22 protein-coding genes, 1 pseudogene and 1 riboswitch are annotated in these 25,370 nt (G+C 63.4%); of the genes and pseudogenes, 8 read left to right on the forward strand and 15 right to left on the reverse strand.

The window, feature by feature from the left end; all coding sequences use genetic code 11:
* The first annotated feature begins 346 nt into the window (after positions 1-346).
* Positions 347-1,213, forward strand: a complete 867-nt coding sequence (locus tag Q2941_RS10435; protein WP_458192393.1) for a VOC family protein — start codon at positions 347-349, stop codon at positions 1,211-1,213.
* 182 nt (positions 1,214-1,395) lie between these two features.
* Here Q2941_RS10435 and Q2941_RS10440 read toward each other — a convergent pair.
* From Q2941_RS10440 to Q2941_RS10455, 4 genes and pseudogenes are all read right to left on the reverse strand, one after another.
* Positions 1,396-1,569, reverse strand: a pseudogene (locus Q2941_RS10440) (CBS domain-containing protein); the annotation flags it as partial.
* A 503-nt stretch (positions 1,570-2,072) separates the two neighbouring features.
* Entirely contained in the window at positions 2,073-2,861 is a 789-nt protein-coding gene (locus tag Q2941_RS10445; protein ID WP_458192394.1) for an ABC transporter ATP-binding protein, read from the reverse strand.
* Positions 2,855-3,793 (reverse strand): ABC transporter permease, encoded by a 939-nt coding sequence (locus tag Q2941_RS10450; protein ID WP_458192440.1) that lies wholly within the window; start codon positions 3,791-3,793, stop codon positions 2,855-2,857. Before Q2941_RS10450 ends, Q2941_RS10445 begins: the two co-directional genes overlap by 7 nt.
* A gap of 101 nt (positions 3,794-3,894) precedes the next feature.
* On the reverse strand, positions 3,895-5,025 hold the full coding sequence (locus tag Q2941_RS10455; RefSeq protein WP_458192395.1) for an ABC transporter substrate-binding protein: 1,131 nt from the start codon (positions 5,023-5,025) through the stop codon (positions 3,895-3,897).
* 279 nt (positions 5,026-5,304) lie between these two features.
* Here Q2941_RS10455 and Q2941_RS10460 point away from each other — a divergent pair, with 279 nt between their 5' ends.
* Both Q2941_RS10460 and Q2941_RS10465 read left to right on the forward strand, forming a co-directional pair.
* Positions 5,305-5,772, forward strand: a complete 468-nt coding sequence (locus tag Q2941_RS10460; protein ID WP_458192396.1) for a hypothetical protein — start codon at positions 5,305-5,307, stop codon at positions 5,770-5,772.
* A 468-nt stretch (positions 5,773-6,240) separates the two neighbouring features.
* Positions 6,241-6,326: riboswitch (ZMP/ZTP riboswitch) on the forward strand.
* A 34-nt stretch (positions 6,327-6,360) separates the two neighbouring features.
* A complete protein-coding gene (locus Q2941_RS10465; protein ID WP_458192397.1) occupies positions 6,361-7,665 on the forward strand; it encodes a serine hydroxymethyltransferase in 1,305 nt (434 codons plus the stop codon).
* Positions 7,666-7,964: 299 nt separating this feature from the next.
* On the opposite strand, the gene Q2941_RS10470 is transcribed toward Q2941_RS10465, so the two are convergent.
* The 6 genes from Q2941_RS10470 to Q2941_RS10495 all read right to left on the reverse strand — a co-directional run bounded on the left by Q2941_RS10470 (position 7,965) and on the right by Q2941_RS10495 (position 14,983).
* On the reverse strand, positions 7,965-8,234 hold the full coding sequence (locus tag Q2941_RS10470) for an HGGxSTG domain-containing protein (protein WP_458192398.1): 270 nt from the start codon (positions 8,232-8,234) through the stop codon (positions 7,965-7,967).
* Positions 8,231-8,896 (reverse strand): hypothetical protein, encoded by a 666-nt coding sequence (locus tag Q2941_RS10475; RefSeq protein ID WP_458192399.1) that lies wholly within the window; start codon positions 8,894-8,896, stop codon positions 8,231-8,233. Before Q2941_RS10475 ends, Q2941_RS10470 begins: the two co-directional genes overlap by 4 nt.
* Before the next feature lie 260 nt (positions 8,897-9,156).
* Complete coding sequence (locus Q2941_RS10480; protein ID WP_458192400.1) at positions 9,157-11,697, reverse strand: branched-chain amino acid ABC transporter ATP-binding protein/permease; 2,541 nt, start codon at positions 11,695-11,697, stop codon at positions 9,157-9,159.
* Positions 11,694-12,569, reverse strand: coding sequence for a branched-chain amino acid ABC transporter permease (locus Q2941_RS10485; RefSeq protein ID WP_458192401.1), 876 nt, complete (start codon positions 12,567-12,569; stop codon positions 11,694-11,696). The genes Q2941_RS10480 and Q2941_RS10485 overlap by 4 nt, the downstream gene beginning before the upstream one ends.
* 86 nt (positions 12,570-12,655) lie before the next feature.
* Positions 12,656-13,900 (reverse strand): ABC transporter substrate-binding protein, encoded by a 1,245-nt coding sequence (locus Q2941_RS10490; protein ID WP_458192402.1) that lies wholly within the window; start codon positions 13,898-13,900, stop codon positions 12,656-12,658.
* A gap of 144 nt (positions 13,901-14,044) precedes the next feature.
* The gene (locus Q2941_RS10495) at positions 14,045-14,983 is read right to left on the reverse strand and encodes an IclR family transcriptional regulator (RefSeq protein WP_458192403.1); all 939 of its coding nucleotides are present in this window, start codon (positions 14,981-14,983) and stop codon (positions 14,045-14,047) included.
* Positions 14,984-15,166: 183 nt separating this feature from the next.
* Between Q2941_RS10495 and Q2941_RS10500 the strand changes: the two genes are divergently transcribed.
* Genes Q2941_RS10500 through Q2941_RS10510 form a run of 3 tightly spaced genes read left to right on the forward strand, consistent with a single transcriptional unit; the run spans position 15,167 to position 18,117 of the window.
* Positions 15,167-16,966 carry a thiamine pyrophosphate-binding protein gene (locus Q2941_RS10500; RefSeq protein WP_254107119.1) on the forward strand — a complete coding sequence of 600 codons (1,800 nt, stop codon included), beginning with the start codon at positions 15,167-15,169 and terminating at the stop codon, positions 16,964-16,966.
* 43 nt (positions 16,967-17,009) lie between these two features.
* Positions 17,010-17,714 (forward strand): SDR family oxidoreductase, encoded by a 705-nt coding sequence (locus Q2941_RS10505; RefSeq protein WP_254107118.1) that lies wholly within the window; start codon positions 17,010-17,012, stop codon positions 17,712-17,714.
* Positions 17,715-17,733: 19 nt separating this feature from the next.
* On the forward strand, positions 17,734-18,117 hold the full coding sequence (locus Q2941_RS10510) for a cupin domain-containing protein (RefSeq protein WP_254107117.1): 384 nt from the start codon (positions 17,734-17,736) through the stop codon (positions 18,115-18,117).
* A gap of 142 nt (positions 18,118-18,259) precedes the next feature.
* Here the strand turns inward: Q2941_RS10510 and Q2941_RS10515 are convergent, their stop codons facing one another.
* Both Q2941_RS10515 and Q2941_RS10520 read right to left on the reverse strand, forming a co-directional pair.
* Entirely contained in the window at positions 18,260-18,730 is a 471-nt protein-coding gene (locus Q2941_RS10515) for an NUDIX hydrolase (protein ID WP_027526821.1), read from the reverse strand.
* 105 nt (positions 18,731-18,835) lie between these two features.
* A complete protein-coding gene (locus Q2941_RS10520) occupies positions 18,836-19,816 on the reverse strand; it encodes a lytic transglycosylase domain-containing protein (protein WP_254107116.1) in 981 nt (326 codons plus the stop codon).
* A gap of 185 nt (positions 19,817-20,001) precedes the next feature.
* On the opposite strand from Q2941_RS10520, the gene Q2941_RS10525 reads away from it, so the two are divergent.
* A complete protein-coding gene (locus Q2941_RS10525; protein ID WP_027526819.1) occupies positions 20,002-21,036 on the forward strand; it encodes a L,D-transpeptidase in 1,035 nt (344 codons plus the stop codon).
* Between the two features lie 40 nt (positions 21,037-21,076).
* On the opposite strand, the gene Q2941_RS10530 is transcribed toward Q2941_RS10525, so the two are convergent.
* Both Q2941_RS10530 and Q2941_RS10535 read right to left on the reverse strand, forming a co-directional pair.
* Positions 21,077-21,373 (reverse strand): hypothetical protein, encoded by a 297-nt coding sequence (locus Q2941_RS10530; protein ID WP_458192404.1) that lies wholly within the window; start codon positions 21,371-21,373, stop codon positions 21,077-21,079.
* Between the two features lie 74 nt (positions 21,374-21,447).
* The gene (locus tag Q2941_RS10535) at positions 21,448-22,305 is read right to left on the reverse strand and encodes a VOC family protein (RefSeq protein ID WP_254107114.1); all 858 of its coding nucleotides are present in this window, start codon (positions 22,303-22,305) and stop codon (positions 21,448-21,450) included.
* Positions 22,306-22,434: 129 nt separating this feature from the next.
* Here Q2941_RS10535 and Q2941_RS10540 point away from each other — a divergent pair, with 129 nt between their 5' ends.
* On the forward strand, positions 22,435-23,736 hold the full coding sequence (locus tag Q2941_RS10540) for an NAD(P)/FAD-dependent oxidoreductase (protein WP_458192441.1): 1,302 nt from the start codon (positions 22,435-22,437) through the stop codon (positions 23,734-23,736).
* Positions 23,737-23,849: 113 nt separating this feature from the next.
* Here Q2941_RS10540 and Q2941_RS10545 read toward each other — a convergent pair whose 3' ends face one another.
* The gene (locus Q2941_RS10545) at positions 23,850-25,229 is read right to left on the reverse strand and encodes an ABC transporter substrate-binding protein (protein ID WP_458192405.1); all 1,380 of its coding nucleotides are present in this window, start codon (positions 25,227-25,229) and stop codon (positions 23,850-23,852) included.
* Positions 25,230-25,370: the final 141 nt, after the last annotated feature.

Genomic DNA, 25,370 nt, shown 5'->3' on the forward strand with positions numbered 1-25,370 from the left:
CTGCTGCTGATGCGCTGCCGGCGAGCGAAAAAGTTAGTCCGGCGGCTCCCAACGCCGGCACGGCGGCCTTGGCTACGCGCTTCTTTTTCGACGCTTGCTTCACCCGCTGCATGGTCGCATCCTCCGAAGGTTGCAGGAAGGATATCCATGGGATGAAAGTCTACGCCGAGCGGAGAGGGCAGGCAAGATTCACGAACATACCAAAATGCAGTAGCGCGCTCGTTCAGATTGTATTCATCTTCATGAACGGGTTCGCCTTTGATCCCTCGTCCCGCCTGCGCTGCGGGCTTCAGTGCGCGACTGATGCAGTGCCGCAATTGTCTCCCGCCTGAACGGAGAAACTGGCTTGGTCGATCAACCCGGACACTTCGCCTGGTACGAACTCATGACCACCGACGTCGTGGCAGCCAGCGCCTTCTATGGCAAGGTTGTCGGCTGGGACGTGAAGGACGCCTCTACCGCAGGGTTCGCTTACACCGTGGTTACCGCCGGCGACTCTCCGGTCGGTGGTCTCATGGAACTGCCGGAAGAGGGACAGCAATTGGGGGCGACACCGAGGTGGGTCGGCTACGTCTCCGTCGATGACATGGATACGAAGGCCGCGCAGATTCGCCGTCTTGGGGGCGCCATTCTGGTATCGCAGACCGACAGCAATATCGGCCGAATTGCAGTGGTCGCCGATCCGCAAGGAGCGACGTTTGCGCTGGTCACCGGACTGACATACGGCCAGCGGCAACCCGGCGGGTTGGACCAGCCTGGGCGCGTAGGCTGGCATGAGTTGCTGGCTGAAGACCGAAACAAGGTCTTTGACTTTTATGGCCAGCTCTTCGGCTGGCAGAAGGCCTACGGCGAAACCGATCCGGCAGACCTGTATGAATTGTTTTCGGCGGCCGGCCAGATGATCGGCGGGATGCTCACCAAGCTTCCGAGCGTATCGCAGCCGTGCTGGCTCTATTACTTCAATGTCGACGACATCGGCGCGGCGGCCCAGCGCGTCAATAGTGGTGGAGGCCGGATTCTCCAGGGTCCGATCGAATTGCCTGATGGTTGCTGGATAGCGCGATGTGCCGATCCTCAAGGCGCCCTGTTTGCCCTGCAGGGTGCTCGCGGTCAAAAAGGCGCCGAGCGACCTTCAGCGAAAGTCGGTTGGACCGCCAAATGGGGTGGCATTGCTTCACAGGGCAGGATCGTGCTGCCCAGGCCGAAGCGCTAGGGGCGCCTGCATGACGAAAGGGCCGACCGCTTGAAGCGATCGGCCAAGTCTAGGGACGAAACGCCCGTCGGGCGCGGCAAGGCGAGCGAATGCTCAACCGATCGCCTAATGTCATCCGCTCAACTGACACAGCCTATGATCTAGGTCACATAAGAAAGTTGAGCAGGGCGAACGAACTGTCTTCACCCGGTGATCGCGCCCGCATGCTGTCCGCCTGCTCGCGAGATTCCGTGCAGCGCCTCCGCGGCACCGTCGCCTGGCCTGCACACGGCGATATCGCCGAGCGCGATGATTCCGACCAGCCGCTTGTCGCGATTGAGCACGGGCAACCGCCGCACCTGGATGTTGGCCATGTTGCAGGCAGCGGAGAGCAGATGGATTTCGTTGAGGCGATGGACCTCAACGACGAAGGCCTCATTCAACGCCACTGCATCTACTGGGGGTGGTTCGGCTTCGCCGTTCTGCAGCGCAACGAGTATCACAGAGCGTCAGACGCGTGACGGCGTTCGCGCGCTGAACGTCACCGTTGGCTCGGCCTATGTTGCGACAAAATAGATCGCAATGACGATGGCCGCGGCTCCGACCAGCGCCGTGAACAGCATGCCTAGGGGCGAGCCTGTCTGCCCTCCGTCGTCTCGGCGACGTCGGGCTACGATGATTCGGCTGGGCCTTCGCGTACCATGATCGCGTGTCCTTCACAGGGATGAACGACCGTGTGACGCCGGGCGCGCGCCTTCGTTCCTAACGAATTCGGAATACGGAACTTCGCGTCAGTCTTGTTGGGAACACGGGTGTTGCCGATCGAGGAGATGACATATGCGTGTTCCCGCCGAGATGGCAGGCCCACGCGACGCGACGGCTACCATGCCTCATCGAGGCCGAGATGCTCGAACACGTCGCGACGAAGCTCAACGAAGTGCGGATCGCCCCGGTGGCGGGGATAGGGCTGGCTGTTGACGATTTCGGCCTTGATCCGTGCAGGTCGGTCGGTCAGCACGATGACGCGGCCGGCGAGCAAGAGCGCCTCCTCGACATCGTGCGTGACCAGCAGCGCCGTGAAGCTCGAGCGCTGCCAAAGTGACACAAGTTCCGCCTGCATCGCGATGCGGGTCAGCGAGTCGAGCTGGCCCAAAGGTTCGTCGAGAATGAGCAGCTTCGGGTCGTTGACAAGCGCACGCGCCAGAGCCGCGCGTTGCGCCATGCCGCCGGAAAGCTGGTGGGGGTAGGCATTGGCGAAGTTCGTGAGCCCCACCAGGCGCAAGGCGTTTTCGACACGTCCGCGATGGGTGCGCAGCAACCCGCGGGCTTCCAGGCCGAGCGCAACGTTGCTCCACACCGTCCGCCATGGATAAAGCGTGGGGTCTTGAAAAACGACGACCCGCGACGGATCGGGTGCTTCGATCTCCCGTCCTTCCGCTAGCAGGGAGCCGGCCGTTGGAGTGTCGAGCCCCGCGACCAGCCGCAGCAAAGTCGATTTTCCGCACCCGCTCGGTCCCAGGAGAGCGACAAATTCGCCGCGGCCGACCTGCAGGCTGATGCGGTCCAATACCGGCAGGGGCTGCCCTTCGAGATCGAAGCGATGGCTCACCTCGCGGATCGTGAGCGTCGATCCGCGGACCGCATGATCGCTTGCGGTCGCCGCTACCATCGCACCAGGCCTTTCTGCCAGGATAGCAGGCGGTCCCGCAAGCGGAACAGCAGCGTGATCAGTCCGGAGCACAAGAACGCCATGAGCAGCAGCGCGGCGTACATATTGGCATAGGCCGCCCAACCCTGCGCCCATTGCAGATACCAGCCGAGCCCCGCCTTCACGCCCAGCATTTCGGCTACGACAAGAACCGCAAACGAATTGCCAAGACCCATGAACAGGCCAACGAAAACGTGCGGCATTGCCGCCGGAATGGCGACCTTGAGCACGAGGAAGCGCTGGCTTGCTCCCAATGTCCGCGCGATATCGTAATAGGAGCTCTTCACGCCGGCGACGCCCGACCAGGTGAGCACGGTGACCGGAAACCCGGTGGCGAGCGCAATCAGGAAAATGCTGGCGCTGAAGCTCGACGGGAAAACGAAAAATGCGAGCGGCAGCCAGGCCGTCGCGGGCAGCGGCCCGATGAACCGCAAGACCGGGTGGATCCAATAACCGGCGAGCGGCGACCAGCCGATCGCCACGCCGGTCACGAACCCCACCGCCGCACCGAGCAAATATCCGGTCGCGAGCAGACGAGCTGAGGCGAAGATGCCTTGAGCCAGCCGCCCCCAATCGTCGATTGCGACCTCGACGATAGCCTGCGGCGGCGGAAAAAACGGCAACGGCAGCAATCCGAGCTTTGCTGTGACGGCCTCCCAAGCCGCCACAAACAGCGCCAGCGCGAACAGCCACGGAGAAAGCCGCTGGAGCCGCTGAAAAGCAGCAAAACGAAGGCCGGCAAAGGCCGCCAAGGCAAGGGCAAGCGCGAATGCGCCGCAGGCAATGGCGAAGGCCCCCGTGTAGGCCCAATCGCTTTCGAGCTTATCCGGCCAGAACGCAGTGAGCGCGGCGACCATGGACCATGCGGCGGCCACCGACAGTCCGCCGATCAACGACCGGGTGGTTGAACTTTCAAGAAAGCCGAAACCCGACCTCTCTGATGGCCTCGGCACTTCATTGATAACCGAGCTCACTGCGGATCTTCCCAATCGGCTCAGCTTAGAACGTCAAGATAAATCCGGTCGGCGAACTTGGCCGGGTCGGTGCTTCGCTTGATGACGTTCACTGCCTTGAGTTCATCGGTGTAGAGCAGAAGTTGCTTCTTGAGCTCCGCCCCGACGGGATGATTGTGGTGAGTATGGCTGCGATACATCGTGGCGAGATCCTCGACGGACCCTCTCCCGCCGTAGCCTGAATAGATTGCCGCGGCATCGGCGGGATCGCTGGCAACTCGGTCTGCCGCCTCCAGTATCGATCGTGTCAGAGCAGCCGCCACCGGCATTTCGTTTCGGGTCAGGCTGCCACGTATCGCGAGAACGCAGCAGGTGCGATCGACGAATTCACCCGTCAGGTTCGTTGCGATCTCGTTGAGCTTGCCGTCCTTGAGCCACAGATAGGGTAGTGGATCGATCTCGGCCAGCGCCTGCACTTCGCCCTTGTCGACGGCAAGCGCGAGCAGATTGGCCGGGTACTGACGCCACTCTACCTCCTGGGCCGGATCGATGCCCTTCTTGGCGAGGTAGATCGAAAAGAAGTTCTTCGCAGGGCTCGCTTGATCGCTAATCGCGATAGCCTTGCCGCGCAGGGACTCCAGGCTGTCAATGTTGGCAGCCTTGGAGCCGAGGAGCCGGATGCAGCCGCCGTGCACACCAGCGGTGATCCGAACGTCGAAGCCTTGCTCCAGCGGCTTGAGCCAGCGCAGGGCCAATCCCAAACCGGCATCCGCCTTGCCAGTTGCAATCGACTCCAGCAACTGGTCGGTCGAACCGCCGAAATTGACGAAATCGACATCGAGGTTGTGTTTGGCGAAGATACCCCGTTCCTTTGCGACTGGCGCAGCGACCGTGCAGGCTGCGTTGGCGTTCCAGGCTAGCTTGAGTTGGCGGGGCAGGCCCTGCAGCTCTTCACCGTTCGCGGCGGCGCGACAAATAAAGGGCTCGCCAGGAATATAATTCAGCGACCCAGTCCCTGATACCGTCAGCGCGCGAGCCGCTCCGAACATCCCAAATGGCGCCGCGGCGCCAAGGGTACAAACCAACGTCAGCACCGATCGGCGGGAGAAAGCGTCCCGCTTCGTTTCGGACAGACCTTTCGTCAAGCTGTTGCCAATTTCGCGCTTTTCCATGTGTCGCTCCCAAACTCGCGTGTGAATGGAAAAAACCCATCGGAACCGGGTGGCGCTTTGCGGGGCCTTAGCTCGCCTCTCTTTGGTTGGGCATCATCCGAGCCCGTCTGCTACACAGCTATGAAGAGGTTCACATTAACGCAAAAAATTGCAGGGAGATAGCTGCGCGGCGATTGAGGCTCTCGTCAATCGTGTTGACCTACTCGCGGCAGCGTCCGTCGCATTTGATCGCGATCGGCGCGCGATGCCTATCTAAAGCCGAGTCCAGCATGCTCTGGAATGGTCGGCTCGTCGCAGCAGAACGGAAGTGACTGGTTAGGCTTTGCGCCTTTAACCCATGTCGGCTTCCCGCTTCGCTTGCTTGATCGCGGGAATGCCATCAATGTTGCGCCGGGGGCGTCCTTGCAAGGAGGTCGCATGATCACCGCCGTTGTACGATACAAACTGCCACCGCAGATCGACTACGCCGCGTGTCACGAGCACTTTCACAAGATCGCACCAAACTTCCGCGAAGTGACAGGGCTGATCAGCAAGCACTTCATCTGGTCCGAAAGCGGCTGGGCCGGTGGCGTGTACCAGTGGGAGCGCATCGAGGACGCCAAGGCATTCTACACCGGGCCCTGGCTCGAGGGCATCATCCAGCGCTACGGCATGAAGCCGCAGATCGATCTATACGAGGTCTTTGCGGTGACCGACAACGCGCGCGGCAAGATTGAGCTGTTCAAGGAGACCGTTGCCTCCAAATGACTCCGAGCAGATCTCGCAGCAAGTGCTGGCGGCTCAACATGTCGGCTAGTGAGGATAGACCGGCGCGAAACGCGACCGAGAATTATTTCCGCGAGCTGGGAGCGAAGCTACTCAGCGGCGCTTCTGATCCGCAGCGGCTCGTTGCGCTTTGCGCAAGCAACGCGCTTGATATGGACATAGCAGCATTCCCACCCTCATCCAACGATTCGGAGTTCGCTTTTCCGGGAACGCCGCTGCCGGAGCCGCATTGAACTTTGCTTGTTGTGAGGTCGCGTGACGACTTCCGGGATTGGCTCAGAGCCGAAGGACGCATAAGCCGTTGCCACGCCCGTTGTCCGCAGCGGACCGGACATCGGTCCTCGGAATTTGGGTCTCAACGTCTGAGCGTCGAAATATCAGCTATGAACCCTTGCGAGCTCTCCAAGGATTGATTAGCCTTCTGCTCGCGATGAGCCTTGAAGGCTCATTCGTCCCTCGCGCGACTGGCGAGCTTACGTGGAATTGACCACGGTGAAGCGCGAAGGGTTCTAACGCCGTTCGCCTGGGCACCTTTCAGCTGACCATTCAGCGTCTTAAGGAGCCCGGACCATGCCCTCATTCCGCAACGAACTGCACCTCGATGATTCGGAAGTTGCCCTTGCTCTCGAAGGCGAGGAGCGCCGCCAGCAAGACGGCGTTGAGCTGATTCCTTCGGAGAACTACACCTATCCGGAGGTTCTCGAACTGCTTGGATCGGTCTTCACCAACAAGTATTCCGAGGGTTATCCGGGGCGCCGGTATTATGGAGGGCAAGAATTTACCGATCAGATAGAGAACCTTGCTCGACAGCGAGCCTGCGCGCTTTTCCGCGCCGAGCATGCCAACGTCCAGCCTCTGTCCGGGTCGCCGATGAACCAGGCCGTGTATCTGGGCCTGTTGAAGCCTGGGGATACGATATTGGCAATGGACCTGTCACACGGCGGCCATCTCACGCATGGCGCGCCCGTGTCCCACATGGGGCGGCTGTTCAACTTCGCTCGCTACAAGACGCACCCGTCAAAGGGCGGCGCCATTGATTTCGATGAGCTTCGCGCAACAGCTCGGCGCGTCCGCCCGAAGTTGGTGCTGTGCGGCTACAGCTCCTATCCGCGCGACCTGGATTACGCCTCCTTCAAGAGCATCGCCGACGAAGTGGGTGCACTTACCATGGCCGACGTGAGCCATTACGGCGGCTTGATCGCCGGCAACGTTCTGCGTAATCCGCTCGATGCGGGTTTCGACATCATGACGACGACCTCACACAAGACACTTCGCGGGCCGCGCGGCGGAATCATTCTTTGCCGTCGGGAGTTTGCTGGCAAGGTCGACGCGTCCGTGTTCCCCGGACTGCAAGGAGGGCCGCACATGAACGTCGTGGCCGCGACCGCCGTAACGCTGAAAAAGGCAGCGACATCCGACTATCAGGCCTACGCACGGCTGGTCATGCGCAATGCGAAGGTTCTTGCCGAAGCGCTGATGGAGCGCGGGATGAAGTTGATTACGGGCGGGACCGACAATCACATGATGGTTGTGGACACGGTGACGAGCGCCGGGTTGGACGGCGGCGCGGCCGAAGACATTCTCGATGCTGTCGGAGTGACCGCAAACAAGCAGATCATTCCCGATGATCCGCGTCCGCCGCTCAAACCAAGCGGCGTTCGCCTCGGTACGCCGGCAGCGACCACGCGTGGCATGGGGGAAGCTGAAATGCGCCTTATCGCCGAACTCATCGCGGAGTCTCTCAGGTCGAAGGGCGATGCGGCAGTAGTAAGACGGCTCAGAGCGAAGAGCGTTGAGATGTGCCGCGCTTTCCCTGTGCCGGGGATCGCGCGGCCGGTCGGCGCCGCACCAGGGCCCGATTCCACAGCACCGTGAAATGACCTTCGCCGCCGTCAACCGCATAGAATGATGTTCGGCTGTTGATCGCGGCAACAATCATCCCGATGTCGCTCCCGCGTAGGGCCGCGACGTCAGGGGCCCATGCACGATGAAAGGGCCGATCGCTTGAAGCGATCGGCCAGTCTAGGGAGGAAACGCCCGTCGGGCGGCAAGGCGAGCTAACGCTCAACCCGTCACCTAACGTAGTCTGCTCAACGGAGACAGCCTATGAACTAGGTCACACAAGAAAGGGTGATCGACTTGTCGCGAGGCAGCCCGAGTTGAAGGAGGCGGCATCACGTGAGTTCCCTGAGCAGTCTCCGCGCCTCATCCAACAAGTCCCGAACTTGCTTTTTCTCGGCGATGCCCTTCTTCGTGAACAGCCCATGCTTCCGCGCATTCCTGTTTCCCCTCGGCGCGCCCGATCCCGCCGCGCCGCCGTGCATGCGGCAACGCAGCTTGCCGTGCACCGCCGGCGCACGGCAGGACCGGTCGCTGCGCGTTCTGGCGCCGCAACGCGGGCTCGCCAGCATCGCGCTCGTACTGCGGGCGTGACCGCCGCTCATGCAGTCGCGTCTTGCCTTGCGGCGACGTGCTCCCGTTCGCCGACAATTGGCATCGATACCGTCCGCGCCTCCGCCAGCGCGGCAACCGCGCCCGGCTGCGACACGATCATGTGCGCGTGCTGCGTGACGTTGCCGACGATGGCCTTGCCGCCGTCCTGCACCGACAGGTTTTGCACGGTGATGGCCGGCTCGCCGTTGTGCCGGTAACGGTTGAGCGCCTCGATCTGGGCCGGAAAAATGCGCACGAGCTTGCCGAGCGCACGGGCGGCGCTATCCTGGTTCTGGATGTCGCCGGCGCGGGCGAGATGATGGGCACTTCGCATCGCGGTGACGTGCACGGCGACCATCTGCGCCGCCAGCATGGCCTCGATGGAGTCCCTGGGCTTGATGGCCTGCATCATCGAAATCATGAATGCGAGATTGGCGTGGTCGAGCTTGTTGCCGTTCACGCTCGCCTTCACCAATTGCTTGAGGATGCCGTACATGGCGTCGCTGTCGGCGACTCCGAACGTTTCAGCCATCAGCCGTTCGCCCGCCTCCGGATCCGGATGGTCGATCGAGATGCCACGCTTGGAGATCTTGATGCGCGGGAATGCCACGGTTTGGGGGTGATCCGGTGCGGCGATCGCTGCCGCCGTGTCGTGATCCGAAGATGCCGTCATGTCGATGCTTCCTTTGGGCCCGCGCAGGCGCGTTGAGCGGATGCGCGCAAGGCCGATCGCCCGCCCGCGGCCCGCTGGACCGATTGCTGATGTCGATGAGGATGAGTAGCGCGTAAGGTATCGCGACGCGCCGTTGCCGGGCACGCCGTGGGTCACTTCACGGATTTGGCAATGATGGCATTATGCCGGTGATTTGCCCGACGTGTCAAATTATTTCGTAAAATCGTAAGTCGCCCCGCCGGCTGCCTGCCTCCGCTGGCCTACAGCCACAGGATCTGCTTGCGATAGCTGAGGTCGGTCAGCAGCGGCTTGGCCGGGCCCTGGTGGAACACCGTGCCGCGCTCCAGCGCGAAGACGCGGTCGGCGAGGGCGAGCACGAGGTCGAGATTGTGCTCGACGATCACGATCGACATGTGCCGCCGGAGCTGGTCGAACACTTTGAACAGCTCGAGCGTCACCGCCGGCGCAAGTCCCTCGAAGGGTTCGTCGAGCAGCAGCAGGCGGACATTGCCGGACATCGCACGGGCCACCGCCACCATCTGCTGCTCGCCGCCGGACAGATAATCAGCCGCGACGTTCATGCGTTCCTTCAGCCGCGGGAAGGTGTGCAGGATCTGTGCCTCGTCCCAGACCACGCCGTCGCTGCCGTCGGTCTTGCGGGCGAGGCGGCCGAGCGCGAGGTTCTCGCGCACGGTCATGCCGGCGAACAGGCCGCGGCCCTGCGGCACATAGCCGATGCCGCGGCGCGCAATGTCGGGCGCCGCCAGATGCGCGATGTCCTCGCCGCGATAGTCGATGCTGCCTGATGCCGCTGGGACCAAGCCGGCCAGCGTCTTCAGCAGCGTCGACTTGCCGGCGCCGTTGCGGCCCAGGAGCGCGACGATCTCGCCTTCGCGCACGTCGAGCGAGGCGTCGCTCAGGATGTGGCTTTTGCCGTAGAACGTGTTGACGCGCTCGAAGCGCAGGATCGGTTTCGTCTCGCTTGCGGCATCGTCGCTGCGTTGATGCGCGACGGCGGGAATGCCCGTGCCGGTGTAGATCTCCTGCACCCTGAGGTCTGCGCGCACCGCCTCGGGGCAGCCCGACATCAGTACTTCGCCCTGGTTCATCACCGTGACGACGGCTGAGAAGCCGAGCACGCGATCGATGTCGTGCTCGACGATCAGCACCGGGATGTTGGCGGCGATGTTCGTGACGAGGCTGGAGACGCGCTCGCGCTCGGCGGCGGCAAGCCCCGCGAGAGGCTCGTCGAGCAGCAGCACCTGCGGCTTCGAGCCGAGCGCGATGCCCAGATCAACAAGCCGCTGTCCACCATAGGAAAGCTCGCCGCCCTCGATCTCCTCGATGCCCTCGAGCCCAAGGAATTTGATCAGCTCCGCAGTCTCGGCGTGGATGTCGTCGTACGCGTCGATGTCGTTCCAGATGTTGAAGCGCATCGGCCGGCGCGCCTGAAGCGAGAGCCTTAAATTCTCGTAGATGGTCAGGCCACGGAACAGGTTGGTGATCTGGAACGAGCGCGCCAGCCCCTGATGGCAGATCAGGTTCGACGGCAGGCCCGCGACGTCGCGGCCGTTGAGACGGATGCTGCCCTGATCCGGCGCGTAGAGGCCGGAGACCAGGTTGAACAGCGTGGTCTTGCCGGCGCCGTTCGGCCCGATCAGTGCGTGAATTTCGCCGGCCCCGACGGTGATGCTCGCATCGTGCACGGCGCGGATACCGCCGAACTTCTTCGAGACGCCGCTCACCTCCAGCACCGTCCCGGTCAGCGCTTGCGGCCGCAGGAAGGCCGGCAGCTCCAAGCCGTCATAGATCTTGCGCCGGCTCATCGCGGCCGACTCTTCGCCGGGAGGGTGGACGCGACGCATGATCAGCGTGCCGATGCCGACGAGGCCGCCGGGCGAATACATCACGAAGGCGACGAAAGTGATGCCGAACCAGAACAGCCAGTCCGACGTCCAGATCGAGAACAGCTCGCGGAACAGGATGAAGAACAGCGCGCCTAACGCGGGGCCCAGCATGCTGCGCATGCCGCCGATCACGACCATCGCAAGCAGTTCGCCGGCGAACGGCACCGAGACGGCCTCGGCCGAGACGAGATAGTTCAGGAACGCGATCAGCGCGCCGGCGATGCCCGTGACGACTGCCGAGATTACGAACACCGCGAGCTTGTAGCGTTCGACCGGGTAGCCTTGGAACGTCGCGCGCAGCTGGTTCTCGCGGATCGCGACCAGCACATGGCCGAAGGGCGAGCGCACCAGGCGCAACAGGACGTAGAGTACGACAAGGCCGATGACGGCGACGACGGCGTAGTAGGCGAGCGAATTGTCGAGATCGAGCGGGCCGATGCGGCCGCGCTTCAGCCCGCCGAGGCCATCCTCGCCGCCGGTCAGGCTCGTCCAGCGGAACGCGGTCGTATAGACGAGCGCTGCGAGCGCCAGCGTCAAAAGTGAGAAATAGACGCCGCGCCGGCGCAGGATCAGCGCGCCGACCACCACTGAAGCCGCGGCGACGACGAGCGTCGAGAGCAGCAGCGGCAGCCAGATCTCGCCGGGGAAGAAGCGAAGCTGGATCAGCCCGGCCGCGTACGCGCCGACGCCGAACCAGGTGCTGTGGCCGAAGGAGACGAGGCCGGTATAGCCGATGCAGAGGTTCAGCCCCATGGTGGCGATCGCAAGGCCTACCACCCAGGTGCCGGTGTTGAGCGACAGGCCGAGGGCCCTGAGCACGAACGGCAGTGCGATCACTGCAATCGCTGCGATCAGCAGCGGCTTCAGCCTGTCGAAGGTGGATGCGCGCCTCATTCGAACTTCTCGATGCGCTCGCCGAGCAGGCCGCGCGGGCGCACCAGCAGCACCAGGAACATCAGGATGTAGATCGAGGCTTCGCCCGCGGCCGGCTGGAAATGAATCGCGATGCCGCGCACGACGCCGACGAGGAGGGCGGCGATGACGACGCCCCAAAAGCTGCCGAGGCCGCCGATCACGACGACGACGAAGGCGACCGTCATGATCTCGGCGCCCATCGCCGGATGCACGGTGGTGATCGGCGCGAAGAAGGCGCCGCCGAGCGCAGCCATGCCGACGCCGAGCATGACGATTGCGGTCATGTAGGGCTGGAGGCGGATGCCGAGGCTAGCGACCATGTCCGGCCGCTGGATGCCGGCGCGCACCACGCGTCCGAACGAGGTCTTGTGCAGGAGCAGCCAGATGCCGACGAGCACCACTGCCACCACCGCCAATATCAGCAGGCGATAGCGCGAGAACAGGAAATCACCGAGGATGACCGAGCCGCGAAAGCTTTGCGGAATCTCGGCCGACACTGGCGCCGCGCCCCAGATCATGCGGATCGCCTGCTCGGCGACCATCGCAAGGCCGAAGGTCACGAGAAGACTGAGGATCGGGTCGGACGTATAGAACCGGCGCAGGATGAAGCGCTCGAAGACGATGCCGAGCAGCGCGACGGCGAGCGGCGAGATCACCACCGACGCGCCGAAGCCGAGATGGTGCGTCAGCTCGACGAAGACATAGGCGCCGAGCGCATAGAAAGCGCCATGCGCGAGATTGACGATGCCGCCGACGGAGAAGATCAGCGATAGTCCGAGCGCGATGAGGAGGTAATAGCCGCCGAGCACGAGGCCATTCACCACCTGTTCCAGCAAGAACTCGAACTGCATGTTGCATCCATCGCCTTGGCAAAAGCGGCGCCGGCTCTCCGCCGTCGCCGCTGGTGCCAACTGACTATTTTGCGCGAGAGCGCGCGTCAGGCCTTCATGTCGCAGGGGTTCTGTTCCCTGGTCGGATAGATCTGTTCCAGCGGATCGTTCGCTGCCGGCACGGCATCGCCCAGCACAAGCATGTCCCACTGGTCCTTCATCTGTTCCTTCGGCTTCACCGTGAACGGATAGGCCTCCTGCACGAGCTGATGGTCCCAGGAGCGGAAATAGGCCTTGCGCGCCTTGCCGATGTCGAACTGCGACTGTTTCTCGAAATAGGAGATCAGCTCGCCGCTGTCGGTCGATTTGGTCGTGTTGATCGCCTCCGCGAGCAGCTTCAGCGTGACGTAGTCGATCCAGGCGTGGTTTTCCGGCGGCTTGCCGTATTTTTTGCCGAAGGCGGCGACGAACGCCTTCGACGTCGGGTTGTCGAGCGTGTGATACCAGACCGTCGGCCAGGTGCCGCTGAGATTGCCGGCGCCCGCCGCCCAGGCATCGCCGGTGTTGAGATTGAAGCCGACCAGCGGATAGGGCAGGCCGAACTCGGCATATTGCTTGACGAGATTGGTGACCTGGTTGCCGGCGAGGTTGCAGCACACCACATCGGGCTTGGCCTGCCGCACCTTCAGAAGATACGGGCTGAAATCGGTGACGTCGGTCGCGATCAGCTCGTCGCCGATCAGGTTGGCCTCGTGCGTGCCGAAGAACGCCTTCGCCGCCTTCAGGAGGTCGTGGCCGAAGATGTAGTCGGCGGTGAGCGTGAAGAACTTTTTGCCCTTCACCATGCCTTTCTGCGAGAGCGCCGTGCCGACCGCATTGACCATCACGGTGTTGGGGATGTCGCAGTGGAATGAGTATTTGTTGCAGTTCTTGCCGCGCAGCGCGTCGGAGCGCGCACCGGTCGAGAAGAACACCTTCTTGTTGCGCTCGGCGACCTGCATGATGGTGAGCGAGGAGGCTGACGAGATTTCGCCGAGCAGCACCACGGCGCCGTCCTGCTCCAGCATGCGCTGCGCCTTGGTCGCGGCGGTCGCGGGGTTGATGGAGTCTTCCGAGAGCAGATCGATCTGCTTGCCCAGAATGCCGCCGGACTGGTTGATCTCCTCAGCGGCGAGCTTCACCCCGAGCTGGGCGTAGCCGCCGATCACGCCGAGAAAGCCCGTCAGCGGCGTCAGGTGGCCGATCCTGATCTTCTCCGCCTGGGCGCGCGCGATCGCGGGGAATCCGAGCGCGGATGCGCCGGCCAACGCCGCGCTCGCCTTCAACAATGTCCGTCGGCTGGTGCGGATCATCTCAAAGCCTCCTCCCCAGTGCATCGCGGTGTCCCCCTTCAGCATCGACATTGCGATATTGTGAGAGACGTTTTTTTAATGCGGAAGGATAATCCCGAACGGCATCGCCGGTGTCAACCGGCAAAATCACCGCTTGCGCGCGCCTTAGACTTTTTTCGCAGCCGGCCTGGACGCAGTTGTTTTGGCACCGAACTCCGCGGAGAGCCGGTTGGCCGCGACTTGTACGACCTGTGCGCTTGCATGCAGTGCCTGGTTCGACAATCGCCAGATCGGTCCGGAAATGCCGAGCGCCCCGATCACCTGTCCGGTGAAATCCAAAACCGGCACCGCAACGCAGCGCACTTCCGGATTGAACTCGCCGTCGTCGAAGGCAACGCCGGTACGCTGCACCTCGGCGATCTCGCGCATCAGCACGCCGGCATCGGTGATGGATTTGGGCGTCGACGGCTTCAGCTCGGCACGATCGAGGAAGCGCTTGAGCTGCTCGGGGCGGAGCGAAGCGAGAATGATCTTGCCGAGCGCAGTGCAGTGCGCAGGCCGGACCACGCCGACGCGGTCCGTGAGCTGGAATGCGCCGGGCCCGCTGGTCCGCGCGATGACGATCACGGCATCGCCCATGCGCACGGCAAAATGGCTACTTTCGCTGGTCTCGCGGGATAGAGCCTCCAGCACAGGCGTTGCGACATTGACCATCTCGATCTCGTCGAGCGCGGATGCGGCAAGCGCGAACAGCGGACGGCCGATGCGGTAGCGCTTGTTGTCCTTCTCCTGGCGGAGATAGCCGAGCGAGACCAGCGTTTTGGCGAGATGAAAGGTGGTCGAGTTGTGCAGGCCGACGAGCTTGCTCAATTCCGCAAGGCCGATCCCTTCGCGGTGGCGCGCAACCTCTTCCAGAATCGAGAAGGCGCGGCCGAGCGACTGCACGCCGCCGGCGCGCTGCTTGTCGTCGGCGTCGTCGCCATCCGCCTGTGTCGGCGGGACCAGTTTTGCAACGGCCGCCTTGCGCGGGCTTGCGGGCTTTTCGCTGGTGCTGGGCTTGGTGCGCGATCTCAAGGAAAAGGCCCCCTTCGATGAATCCATCATGGCTCCAGTCCTGACACTAGCACGCGGCAGGCGCGGGGCACCGCGGGTTTCCCCAGAAGATAGACTATCACAATATAAATTGACGTACAGCATTATGAGAAATAGGGTGCCGGCGGCTCAACGATGGCCGCCGCGTCGAAGAAGTCGAAGAAGAAGCCGTCGGGCCACAGGGAGACGAGTTGAATGTCGCGAAACATGCTCAACGGCGCCCAGGTCATTGTCGACTACCTGATCCAGGAGAAGGTGCCGCAGGTGTTCGGGCTCTGCGGCCACGGCAATATCCAGTTCATCGACGCGCTGTATGAGCGTTCGTCCGAGATCAAGACGATCTCGGTTCATCATGAGAGCGTCGCCGGCTTCATGGCCGACGTCTATTACCGCGTCTCCGGGCGGCCGACCGCAACCTTCACCTCCTGCGGGCCCGGCTCGGCCAATTTACCGATCTCGCTTGCGAATGCCTTCCTCGATTCCGTGCCGTTCATGGCGATCACCGGCAACGTGCCGACCAGCCAGTTCAATCGCGGCGCGTTCCAGGAAATGTACCGGCACCATCAGGCCGACTTTCCCTCCACCGTGCGTTCGATCTGCAAGAAGGTGTTTCAGCCGACGCGCGGCGAGATGGTGCCGCTCGCGGTGCGGCAGGCCTGGAAGACCATGATCACGGGACGGCCGGGGCCGGTGGTGGTCGATGTTCCCTTCGACGTCTTCATGGAATCGGCCGCAGAAGAGGCGCCGAAGGCGATCGAGTGGAACGCCAACATCTCGAGCCGTTGCGGCGCCGATCCCGACGGTGTGGTCGAGGCCGTCGACATGCTGCTCTCGGCCGAGCGGCCGGTGATGCTGGTCGGGCAGGGCGTGCGTTACGGCGGTGCTGCGGACGAACTGCGCTGGCTCGCCGAGCGCTTGCAGATCCCCGTCGCAGCGTCGGCCTCAGGTCTCGGCGCGCTCGACGTCAACCATCCGCTGGCGCTCGGGCTCGTCGCCCGCGCGGGACATTACCAGGCCAATCATGCGACGCGTCAGGCTGATGTGCTGCTCGCGCTCGGTGTCCGCTTCGACGACCGCACATCGAGCTCGTGGATTCCCGGTTATTCCTTCACCATCCCGCCGACGCGGCTCATCCACGTCGACATCGATCCCGAGGAGATCGGCCGCAACTATCCCGTCGCACTCGGGCTGATGGCCGACGTCCGCACCTTCCTGCGGCAGGTGCATGCCGAGCTTGATCGTCGCGATAACCTCTTCAGGAAATCCGATGCGCGAAAGAAATGGCTGGCGCAGATCGATGGCTACCGCAAGGAGTGGGACAAGTTCGTCGCGCCGGGATTCTCAGACGACACCACGCCGATCAATCCGCAGCGCGCCGCGGCCGAGATCGACAAAGCGTTGCCGGAGGATGCGATCCTTGTCAGTGACATCGGCGTGCACCACAATTGGCTCTTGGGCTTCTGCAAGCCGAAGCGGCCGGATTCGCTGATCGGCTCGATGGGCTTTGGCCCGATGGGCTTTGGCGTCGCCGGCGTGATGGGCGCGAAGTTCGCCGCGCCCGATCGTCCCTGCGTCTCGGTGTGCGGCGACGGCGCCTTCTTCATGCACGCCAACGTGCTGGGTACCGCCGTCGAATATAATCTGCCCGTGGTGTGGGTGGTCTGGAACAACTACGCCTATGCATCGATCCGCGGCTTGCAGCGCGGCTATCTCGGCGGCCGCGAGCTCGCAACCGACTTCAAGGATCCCGTCACGGGCGAGCGCTACAATCCCGATTTTGCGGCGATGGCGCGTTCCTGCGGCGTCGAAGGCGTGCGGGTGGATCGCGCCGCAGATATTGGCGAGGCCATCCGCAAGGGCATCGCCGCCAACAAGCCCTATCTTATCGACGTCGATATCGCCGCAGACGTCAACCCGGCCGGCGCCGGCGTGTGGGAGCTGCCGGGGCTCGGCCAAAGCAAGGCGGGCATCGGCACGCGCTATCAGCCGGACTGATCGCGCGGCAGCGACTTTCAAGACAACAACAGGGGACACGGGAATGACGCTCGCAGGCAAGAAGGTCGTAGTGGTCGGCGGCTCCTCCGGCATTGGGCTCGCCACGGCCGAGCTCGCCAAGAAGCAGGGCGCCGACGTCATTATCGCCTCGCGCAACGCCGCAAAGCTCGATGCGGTCGCCGAGCGGTTGAATGTGATCGCGATTCCGGCCGACGTGACCAGCGATGACAGCATCGCCGATCTGTTCCGCCGCACCGGCCCGGTCGATCACGTCGTGCTGACGGCGGCAGAGCTCAAGACGGGTCCGTTCAAGACCGTCGCCATGGACGACGTGCGCAGCACGATGGAAGGAAAATTCTGGGGCGCCTGGCGGGTGGCGCGCGAAGCAGAGATCAGGCCTGGCGGCTCGCTGACGTTGGTCACAGGCTTTCTCAGCCTGCGGCCGCGTCCGAATTCGGCGATCATTAGTGCAGCGAACGGCGCGCTGGAATCGCTCGCGCGTGCGCTGGCGCTCGAGCTCGCACCGGTTCGCGTCAATGCGGTGTCGCCCGGTGTGATCGACACGCCGATCCGCGCTGCGATGCCCGAAGCGGCGCGGCGCGAAATGTTGGCAAAGACGGCCGCCGCGCTGCCGGTCGGCCGCGTCGGTGCAGCAGAAGACATCGCGCAGCAGATCCTGAGCTTCATGGCCAACGGTTTTGCCACGGGCTCGATCGTGTATGTCGACGGCGGCGCGCTCGTGAGCTGATCCGGAAGGGAGTTCGACCATGGCAGACGAAACCAACGGCGCCTTCATCCGCCACATCGCCGAAGTGCCCTGGCGCGAATTCCCCAACCATTTCGGCGGCGCGCTGTCGAAGCCGCTGGTGATGCCGGAGAATGCAGGCTCGCGCCACATCGACTACCGGATCTCGATGTACCAGCCGATGGCCTATGTCGCCCGCCACCATCACAAGGTGCAAGAGCAGGTCTACCACGTGCTCGAAGGCGAGGGGCTGATGGAGATCGCCGGCAAGAACCATGTCGTGCGCAAGCACGACGTGATTTTTCTGCCGCCCGGCGTCGAGCACGCGATCTCGAACTCGGGCCTGGTCGATCTCGTGTTCCTGGTGGTCACCTCGCCAGTGATGGATGACGAGAAACCGGTCTGAGCAGGCAGCGTCGGAAGGGAATGGGGATGTTGGCAGTTTGCCACTGATTTGCCCGACGTGTCACTATGCCGGCGGCCTCCGGCTACTTTGCATGGGGTCGTTTTCGAAGATTTTGTTTTGGGGGCAGGCGCGCCAGCGCGAGCTATCCCGAGCCGCCGCCAACGCGCTGCGCCAGCCGATCGAGCAGCGGACGCTGGCCGGCATTGATCTTCTCGCGTGCCGCATCGAGCGCGAACCATTCGGCGCGGTCCACCTCGGGAAAGCTCTGCCGCTTGCCGCTACGCGGCGGCCATTCGATCTCGAAGGTGTTGCTGCGAATGTTGTGCGGATCGATGTCGAACTCGGCGGCGAAGGCCGTGACGATCTTGCCGCCGCGCTGCTTGACCTGACCGAGCTCGATCAGCGGTGCCGTCAGCTCCGTTCCGAGCTCTTCAGCGAACTCCCGTCGTGCGGCTGCGTCGGCCTCCTGTCCATCGGCGTATTCGCCCTTTGGAATGGACCAGGCGCCGAAATCCTTGTTGCGCCAGAACGGGCCGCCGGGATGAACGAGGAGAACCTCTATACCCGGCGGCCGCATTCGGTAGGCGATGATCCCGGCACTCTTGGAAGGCATCGCGGGTTCCGCGTTCGCGTTCTTGAGTTCCGTCCGGAATGATGGACGCCGCATTCAACGCAGAATCCGCGGGCACATCAACCGGTCGACGCGCGGGTCTGCGCGCTAGCTCGACGACCGCTCGCGCGATGCGATGCGAACGCGAGCCTTCGCGCCTCTGGCTGCACGCGCGGCGATCGTGCTGCGTGCCTTGCTGAGCCGCGCGGCACCCGCCGATGGCCTGCTTTTCCGGATCAGCAAGGCGAGCCGCTTGCGCCCCCCGTGAACCGCAAGCTGTGCGGCGGTCTCCGCAGCTTGCGCCTTCTGCAGCAGCGCGGTGACACCAGCCGTAGGCAATGCCGAGACGAATGCGACCTCTCTGGTCTTGGACAGCCCGCCGATGCCTTCGCACGGCGCTTCGCTGGGCAGATCAATGCGGATCGCGAGCATGTCGGCGTCCTCGATCCAGTCTTCCGCCTTGGTGCCGGTGATGATGCGGACGTAATCGCGTGTCTCGCGCGGAAGGGCGCTCTGCTTCGCCAGCCATTTCTGTATGCGGCCGCTTCCGGCGTTGTAGGCCGCTGCTGCGAGGCCAAGGTTGCCGAAATCATCCCGCAGCTTGCGCAGCAGCCTTGCGGACGCGGGCAGCGCCTTGAATGGATCGAAGGGATCGTCGAGCCCGACTTCGGCTGCGGTTTCCGGCATGAATTGCGCGACGCCTCGCGCCCCGGCGTGACTGACCTCGTTCGAGCGGAAGCGGCTCTCCTGCCAGATCAGGCGTGCAAAGAACGGGACCGGGATTTCGCTATTCTCGGCGGCCTCGCGCAGCGCGTGGCAGAATGCATCGTGCGGCGACTCCTCCGCCTTGCGTTCGGTGGTGGTATCCGCTGGCGTGTCCGACGGGGGAGAACTCTCTTGTGCGCGTATCGTGTTCGACTGTTCGTCGGCCTTGGCACTTTCAAACAGCGCTGCCAAGGCTGAGGAGATTTGTTCGGATGGACTGGTTGCGAGGAGGAGATTGTTGGCGCGCGATGGCGGAGTGGCCGGTCCATCGAGGTCGAGCATCAGGACGAGGAACGCGGCGAGCGCCGCGAAAACAAATCGCATTGCTTGTGTGAACCTCAATTGTGGTGAGTTGGCTGCAAGTGCGCTGCCGATAGGGACTTTTTAAGGAGTCGATTGCGGCGAAGCTGCGATCTTTGCTGTTCCCCGCAGGAACACCGTATTTTCCTCGCTGAGGAACTTCATCGCGTCCCGTGACTTTACGGAGAATGTTAGGCTGAGGATGCAGCATGTTGCGATCCCTTGTCGCTGCGGTGCTCTCGTTCCTTGCGATGACGCCTGTCATCGCAGGTGGGCTCGATCCCGCTGCCATCAATGATGCAGCCATGCCGGCGAAGCCGACGGGCTCAGACAAGCCGAGCAGCTCCATCGTCAAGCTTCAGATCCTGCTCGATCGCGCGCACTTCTCTCCGGGCGAGATCGACGGCAAGCTTGGCGAGAACGCGCAGAAGGCCCTGTCCGCGTTTGCCGAAGCAAATGAGCTCAATCTCGACAAGACGATCACGCCGGATCTCTGGGACAAGCTCACGGCGACGAGCGACGGTCCGGCCATCGTCGATTACAAAATCACCGAAGCGGACGTGAAGGGACCGTTCCTCATGAAGCTGCCGGCGAAGATGGAGGACATGAAGAGCCTGGAGGCGCTGAGCTACACCAGCCCGCGCGAGGCGCTCGCCGAGAAATTCCACATGAGCGAGGCGTTGCTCAACGCGATCAACCCTGGGAAAAAGTTCGACATGGCAGGCGAGACGATCGCCGTTGCAAACGTCATCGGTCAGCAGAATGCGATGCCGGTCGCGCGCGTCGAAATCGACAAGGCGCGGCAGACGCTGAAGGCATTTGACGCAAGCGGAAAGCTGCTCGCGTTCTATCCTGCGACGGTCGGCAGTTCAGAGAAGCCGACGCCGAGCGGCACGCTGAAAGTGACGGCCATCAATCGAAATCCGACCTATCGCTACAATCCGGATTACAGGTTCAAGGGTGTGAAATCGAAAAGACCTTTCACGATCAAGCCCGGTCCGAACAACCCTGTCGGCTCGACCTGGATCAACCTGTCCGCCGAAGGCTACGGCATTCACGGCACCCCCGATCCCGGCAAGGTGAGCAAGTCGGCCTCGCACGGTTGCATCCGACTGACCAACTGGGATGCGCTGACACTCGGTGCGAACATCAAGCGTGGAACGCCGGTGGTCTTTCTGGATCGGCCGGGAGAAGCGATAGCCCCTGCGCAGAGCCGGCCGCTGGCAAGGAGCTCGCGGACGTAACGTGCTTGCCGGCTGATCGTCGACCTCAGCAGACGGGTGGCTAGCCCTTCGGAAAGTCCTTGCGCATCGCGGTCTCGGCGGCGTCGCCCGGCGACAGAACAGTCTGGTCGAAGGCCGGCTGCGGCCTCGTCATGATGTCGTAGAGCGAGATGCCCTTGATGGGTTTTGCCAGCAACTCGCGCACGCATTCGGCGAGCGTGCCGTTGTAGACGAGATAGGGCGGACCCCTGTCTTTGAGGCGCTGGCCCTTCAGCGACGGCCACTTCTTCAGTTCGGCCGGCGCATCATAGGCGATACGCGCGCCTTCTCGAAATGAGCCTTCTCTAAACATGCGCATTGAGCCCCCGGCGGCTTGATCCGCTGGAAATCTAGGGCCGCGGGGTAAAACGCTTGTTAAAGAATTAGCTCAAATCAGCCGGCAACGAAGGCGAGCAGGGTGCCGTTGGCCGCGGCCGGCGCCACGCAGATCGCAGCGCCGCTGCGCGTGGCGGCTGCACCGAGCGCCTTCTCGGTCGCCAAGAGATCGCCGCTCGCCAGCACGAGTGCGGCACCGCCTCGTTCGGCAAGACCTGCGAGCGACACGCCGGGATAGCGCTTGCCAAGCTGGTCGAGCGTCAGGAATACGAAATCGGCGCGGTCGCCGCCGGAGGGCACGGTCACCGCGCCGTCGGCTTCGGCTTTTGCCTCGCGGTCGATCAGGCGCGACAGATGCGCGGCGTCCTTCGCAGGCTCGGGGCTCGCGATCAGGACCTGCTTCAGCCGCTTCGCTCCGTTGGCGTGCGTCATCAGTTCGGGAATCCACACCGTCTCGCGCGTCTTGTGCTGGCAGGCGAAGATGCGCACGCCGCCCGGCGCTTCCGCCACCGGCCAGTGGAAGACGCGAAATTTCGCCGCCGACACGGTGCCGTTTGGCAGCGTCACCGGCCGCTCGAAATCGACCGGGCCGACCGGAGGAAATCCGTGCGCGCGGATCTCCTCCGCTCCGGCCGTGGAGTCGACCGCGGTAAAGGCGATGCGCTCGATGCCCTCGCCGTGCTTTTCGAGAAAGGCGCGCGCCGGAGCATTTTGTTCCGTCGGTGCGAGCACTCCGAGCAATTCCATATAGTCGGGGTCGAACATGATGGTGTAATTGCCCGATCCCATATGCGCGCTGTGGGTGCCGCGCGGCGAGACGGTGAAGCCGAGCCGCTTGTAGTTTTCTGCGGCCTTGTCGAGATCCTTCACCATGACCACGGCGTGGTCGATTCCGATGACGTTTTTGAGGGCCACTTGATTTCCCCGGCATGAATGGGTGGATTAGGCTGGCGAGCACGACAACGCACCCGCAAGCGGCTGTCAACTGCGACAGCCGCAGATGCGGTGTCTCGTGACGCTTGGGACAATTTGGAAAGATTGATGATGAGTGGTTCAACCGTCACCTGGCCGCATTCGCTGTGGGCCGCGGTCACGCCGAACGGGCCCGAATTGCCGGAGCTGATTGGAGCTGAGAAGGCGGATGTGGTCGTGGTCGGCGGCGGCTTCACGGGGCTGTCGACGGCGTTGCACTTGCGCGAAGCCGGCGTCGATGTCGCGATCGTAGAGGCGGCTGAGCCGGGCTGGGGCGCCTCCGGCCGCAACAACGGCCAGGTGATCCCGACTTTGTCGCGTCCCGATCCCGAGGACATCATCGCGCGGCACGGCGCGGTGGGCGAGCGCTTCGTGCATCTGTTGCGCGACAGCGCATCGACGCTGTTCGAGGTGGCGCGGCGTTATGGCATCGAGGCCGAACAGGAGCAGGCGGGCTGGGTGCAGCCGGTGCATTCGCCCGGCCGCATCAAGATCGCCGAGCGGCGGGTGCGGCAATGGTCGAAATTCGGCGCGCCCGTCGAACTGCTCTCGCGCGAGCAGGTGAGGGACATGCTGGGCTCGGAGGCCTGGTATGGCGGCTTCTGGAACAGGACAGGCGGCCACATCAATCCGCTGGCGCTGGCGCGCGGACTGGCGCGCAGCGTGCTCGGCCTCGGCGCGCGCATCTACGCACGCTCCCCAGCAGTGAGTTTTGAGCGGCGCAACGATAAATGGGTGGTGAAGACGGAAAAGGGCGAGATCTCCGGCCGTGCACTGGTGATGGCGACCAATGCCTATAGCAGCGAATTCTCGAAACAGCTCGTGCCCGACATCGCGCACGAGGTGATGCCGGTACTGTCCTGGCAGATGGTGACGCAGCCGCTGTCGGACAATGTCAGGAAGACCATCATTGCGGCGCGGCAGGCGATGTCGGATACCCATGGCGAGCTCTATTTCGCCCGTTACGACGCGCGCAATCGCCTCGTCACCGGCGGCGCCGTGATCGGGCCCGGCAACAAGGCGGAGCGACTGAAGGCGCGCGTCGCCGAGCGCTTGCAGCGGCTCTGGCCGCAGATCGGCGAGGTCAACTTCGACTATGTCTGGAACGGCTATGTCGGCATGACCTCGGATTTCCTGCCACGGATCCACAAGCTCGGGCCGGACGCCTATGGCTGGACCGGCTGCAACGGCCGCGCGGTGGCGCTGACGATCCCGCTTGGCGATCAGCTTGCGAAAGCCGTGCGCGGCGTGCCGGACGGCGAGCTCGCGCTGCCGTTAACCAATCCGGTGCCGATCCCGGCGCATGGCCTGATGCGCAAGCTCGCGCCGCTGATGCTGCTGGTCTACCGGCGCCGCGACGCGCGCGAGATCTAAAGGCGCGATCCGGAAAAGTGTGCAGCGGTTTTCCGGAAAGATCATGCGCGAATAAAGCGCTAGAGCGCGATGATGACTCATCGCGCTCGCGCGCGGCGCGATCGCCGCGGCTACTATCCGCGGATCGCCGCATTCGCGCGTTCGGCGGCGACGGGCATCACCGCCTTCGCCGTCTTGTTGCCCGAGACCACTTCATTGACGCCGATCATGAAGGCGTCCAGGAGGCGCCGCTGTTGCGGATGGAACAGGATCGCCTTGGCGCGCTCGACATCGGCGTTCTGCAAGTTCGCCAGCGCTGCTTCGGCTGCCTGCGCGCCAAAGGCGTCCTTGAAGCCCTTGCTCGACCAGGCGGAGACGCGTGTCGTCGCAAGACCCGCAGCGGCAGTTTGCAGCGAGGTCGGCCTGCTCGTCGCCCAGAGCAGGAACAGGAACGCGGCCCGCTTGTTCTGCGACTTTGAATTCACGCAGGCCTGCCAGTGCGACATGAAGGGGACGGGCGTCTTGCCGGGAAGGTGCGGGAAGGGTGCAAACCCCGCCTGCTTGGCGACGCGGCTCTTCCCCGGATTGGAGATGTCAGTGGCGAAGTTGCTGCTGTCGATCGCCATTGCGGTTCTCGCCTGGAGGAAATCGTCGAGCACCTGATACCATTCATAGGTGCCCACATTTGCAGGTCCTGCCTGGCTGAGCAGCCGCGCGTACATGTCGATGGCCTCGATCGCCTCGGGACTGCCGAAGGCGGCCGTGCCGTCCTTGTTGACCATGGACCCGCCGTAAGAGAACACGAAGCCCATCGCCGGCGGGGTCGAATTGCCGCCGGCCTGTGCCCGCATCGCAATTCCCGCCATGTCGCTGCTCTTGACCGCCTTGGCGGTTGCGAGCAACTCGTCGAAGGTCTGCGGCACCGGCAGGTTCTTGGCCGCCAATGCATCGGTGTTGATGAACAGCGTCATCGCCTCGGAGGTGATGGGGACGGCGTAGCGCTCGCCGTCGGACCAAACCGGAAAAGCGCGTGCGGTCTTCAGGAGATCACTCTCGTCATACCAGGCGGGATCGGCCAGCGACTTGTTGGCGTAATGGGCGTTGAGCGGCTCGAGCCATCCGCCCGAGATGCCTTGGCCATAGGTCGTGAACATGAATACGTCAGGCGTATTGCCGCCGCGCGCGAGCAGAACCGGGATCGCGCTCAAATAGGTGGTCTCAAGCTGGAAGTCGGTGACGACCTTGATGCCGGTGAGCTTGGTGAATTCCGGCAGCAGTGGCGTGATCGCGCTCGACCACGGATGGATCGCGCCCATCAGCGTGATCGTCTGCCCCGCAAATTGCTTCCAGTCGATCTTGGCATTGGCATAGTCCGCGCTGGCCTCCTCGGCGAGACTGCTCCGCGGCCACGTCGTGAGGGCCGGCACGATGATTCCTGCCATGCCCAATGTCTTGATGAAGCTGCGCCGGCTGGTCGGTGCTCGGCCGTTACGCGAGTTTTCATTTGGCGCCATCTTGATGCTCCTCGTTGCGGTCAGTCGTTCACAACTCGCAACCTGTGACGCGCCCCGGCTTCGTCAAAGCCGAATGATCAACTCCGAAGCCGGAGTAACATGCGGAGAATATTGAGTTTCCGGTTCCCCAATGCGGGGCGG

The organism is Bradyrhizobium sp. UFLA05-153 (assembly GCF_054185185.1).

Coding starts and splice junctions, on each gene's coding strand:
- Q2941_RS10445 (WP_458192394.1), bottom strand. CDS start 2,861: ATGGTAGCGGCGACCGCAAGCGATCATGCGGTCCGCGGATCGACGCTC.
- Q2941_RS10455 (WP_458192395.1), bottom strand. CDS start 5,025: ATGGAAAAGCGCGAAATTGGCAACAGCTTGACGAAAGGTCTGTCCGAA.
- Q2941_RS10460 (WP_458192396.1), top strand. CDS start 5,305: ATGGTCGGCTCGTCGCAGCAGAACGGAAGTGACTGGTTAGGCTTTGCG.
- Q2941_RS10465 (WP_458192397.1), top strand. CDS start 6,361: ATGCCCTCATTCCGCAACGAACTGCACCTCGATGATTCGGAAGTTGCC.
- Q2941_RS10470 (WP_458192398.1), bottom strand. CDS start 8,234: ATGAGCGGCGGTCACGCCCGCAGTACGAGCGCGATGCTGGCGAGCCCG.
- Q2941_RS10475 (WP_458192399.1), bottom strand. CDS start 8,896: ATGACGGCATCTTCGGATCACGACACGGCGGCAGCGATCGCCGCACCG.
- Q2941_RS10480 (WP_458192400.1), bottom strand. CDS start 11,697: ATGAGGCGCGCATCCACCTTCGACAGGCTGAAGCCGCTGCTGATCGCA.
- Q2941_RS10485 (WP_458192401.1), bottom strand. CDS start 12,569: ATGCAGTTCGAGTTCTTGCTGGAACAGGTGGTGAATGGCCTCGTGCTC.
- Q2941_RS10490 (WP_458192402.1), bottom strand. CDS start 13,900: ATGATCCGCACCAGCCGACGGACATTGTTGAAGGCGAGCGCGGCGTTG.
- Q2941_RS10495 (WP_458192403.1), bottom strand. CDS start 14,983: ATGATGGATTCATCGAAGGGGGCCTTTTCCTTGAGATCGCGCACCAAG.
- Q2941_RS10500 (WP_254107119.1), top strand. CDS start 15,167: ATGTCGCGAAACATGCTCAACGGCGCCCAGGTCATTGTCGACTACCTG.
- Q2941_RS10505 (WP_254107118.1), top strand. CDS start 17,010: ATGACGCTCGCAGGCAAGAAGGTCGTAGTGGTCGGCGGCTCCTCCGGC.
- Q2941_RS10510 (WP_254107117.1), top strand. CDS start 17,734: ATGGCAGACGAAACCAACGGCGCCTTCATCCGCCACATCGCCGAAGTG.
- Q2941_RS10515 (WP_027526821.1), bottom strand. CDS start 18,730: ATGCCTTCCAAGAGTGCCGGGATCATCGCCTACCGAATGCGGCCGCCG.
- Q2941_RS10520 (WP_254107116.1), bottom strand. CDS start 19,816: ATGCGATTTGTTTTCGCGGCGCTCGCCGCGTTCCTCGTCCTGATGCTC.
- Q2941_RS10525 (WP_027526819.1), top strand. CDS start 20,002: ATGTTGCGATCCCTTGTCGCTGCGGTGCTCTCGTTCCTTGCGATGACG.
- Q2941_RS10530 (WP_458192404.1), bottom strand. CDS start 21,373: ATGCGCATGTTTAGAGAAGGCTCATTTCGAGAAGGCGCGCGTATCGCC.
- Q2941_RS10540 (WP_458192441.1), top strand. CDS start 22,435: ATGAGTGGTTCAACCGTCACCTGGCCGCATTCGCTGTGGGCCGCGGTC.
- Q2941_RS10545 (WP_458192405.1), bottom strand. CDS start 25,229: ATGGCGCCAAATGAAAACTCGCGTAACGGCCGAGCACCGACCAGCCGG.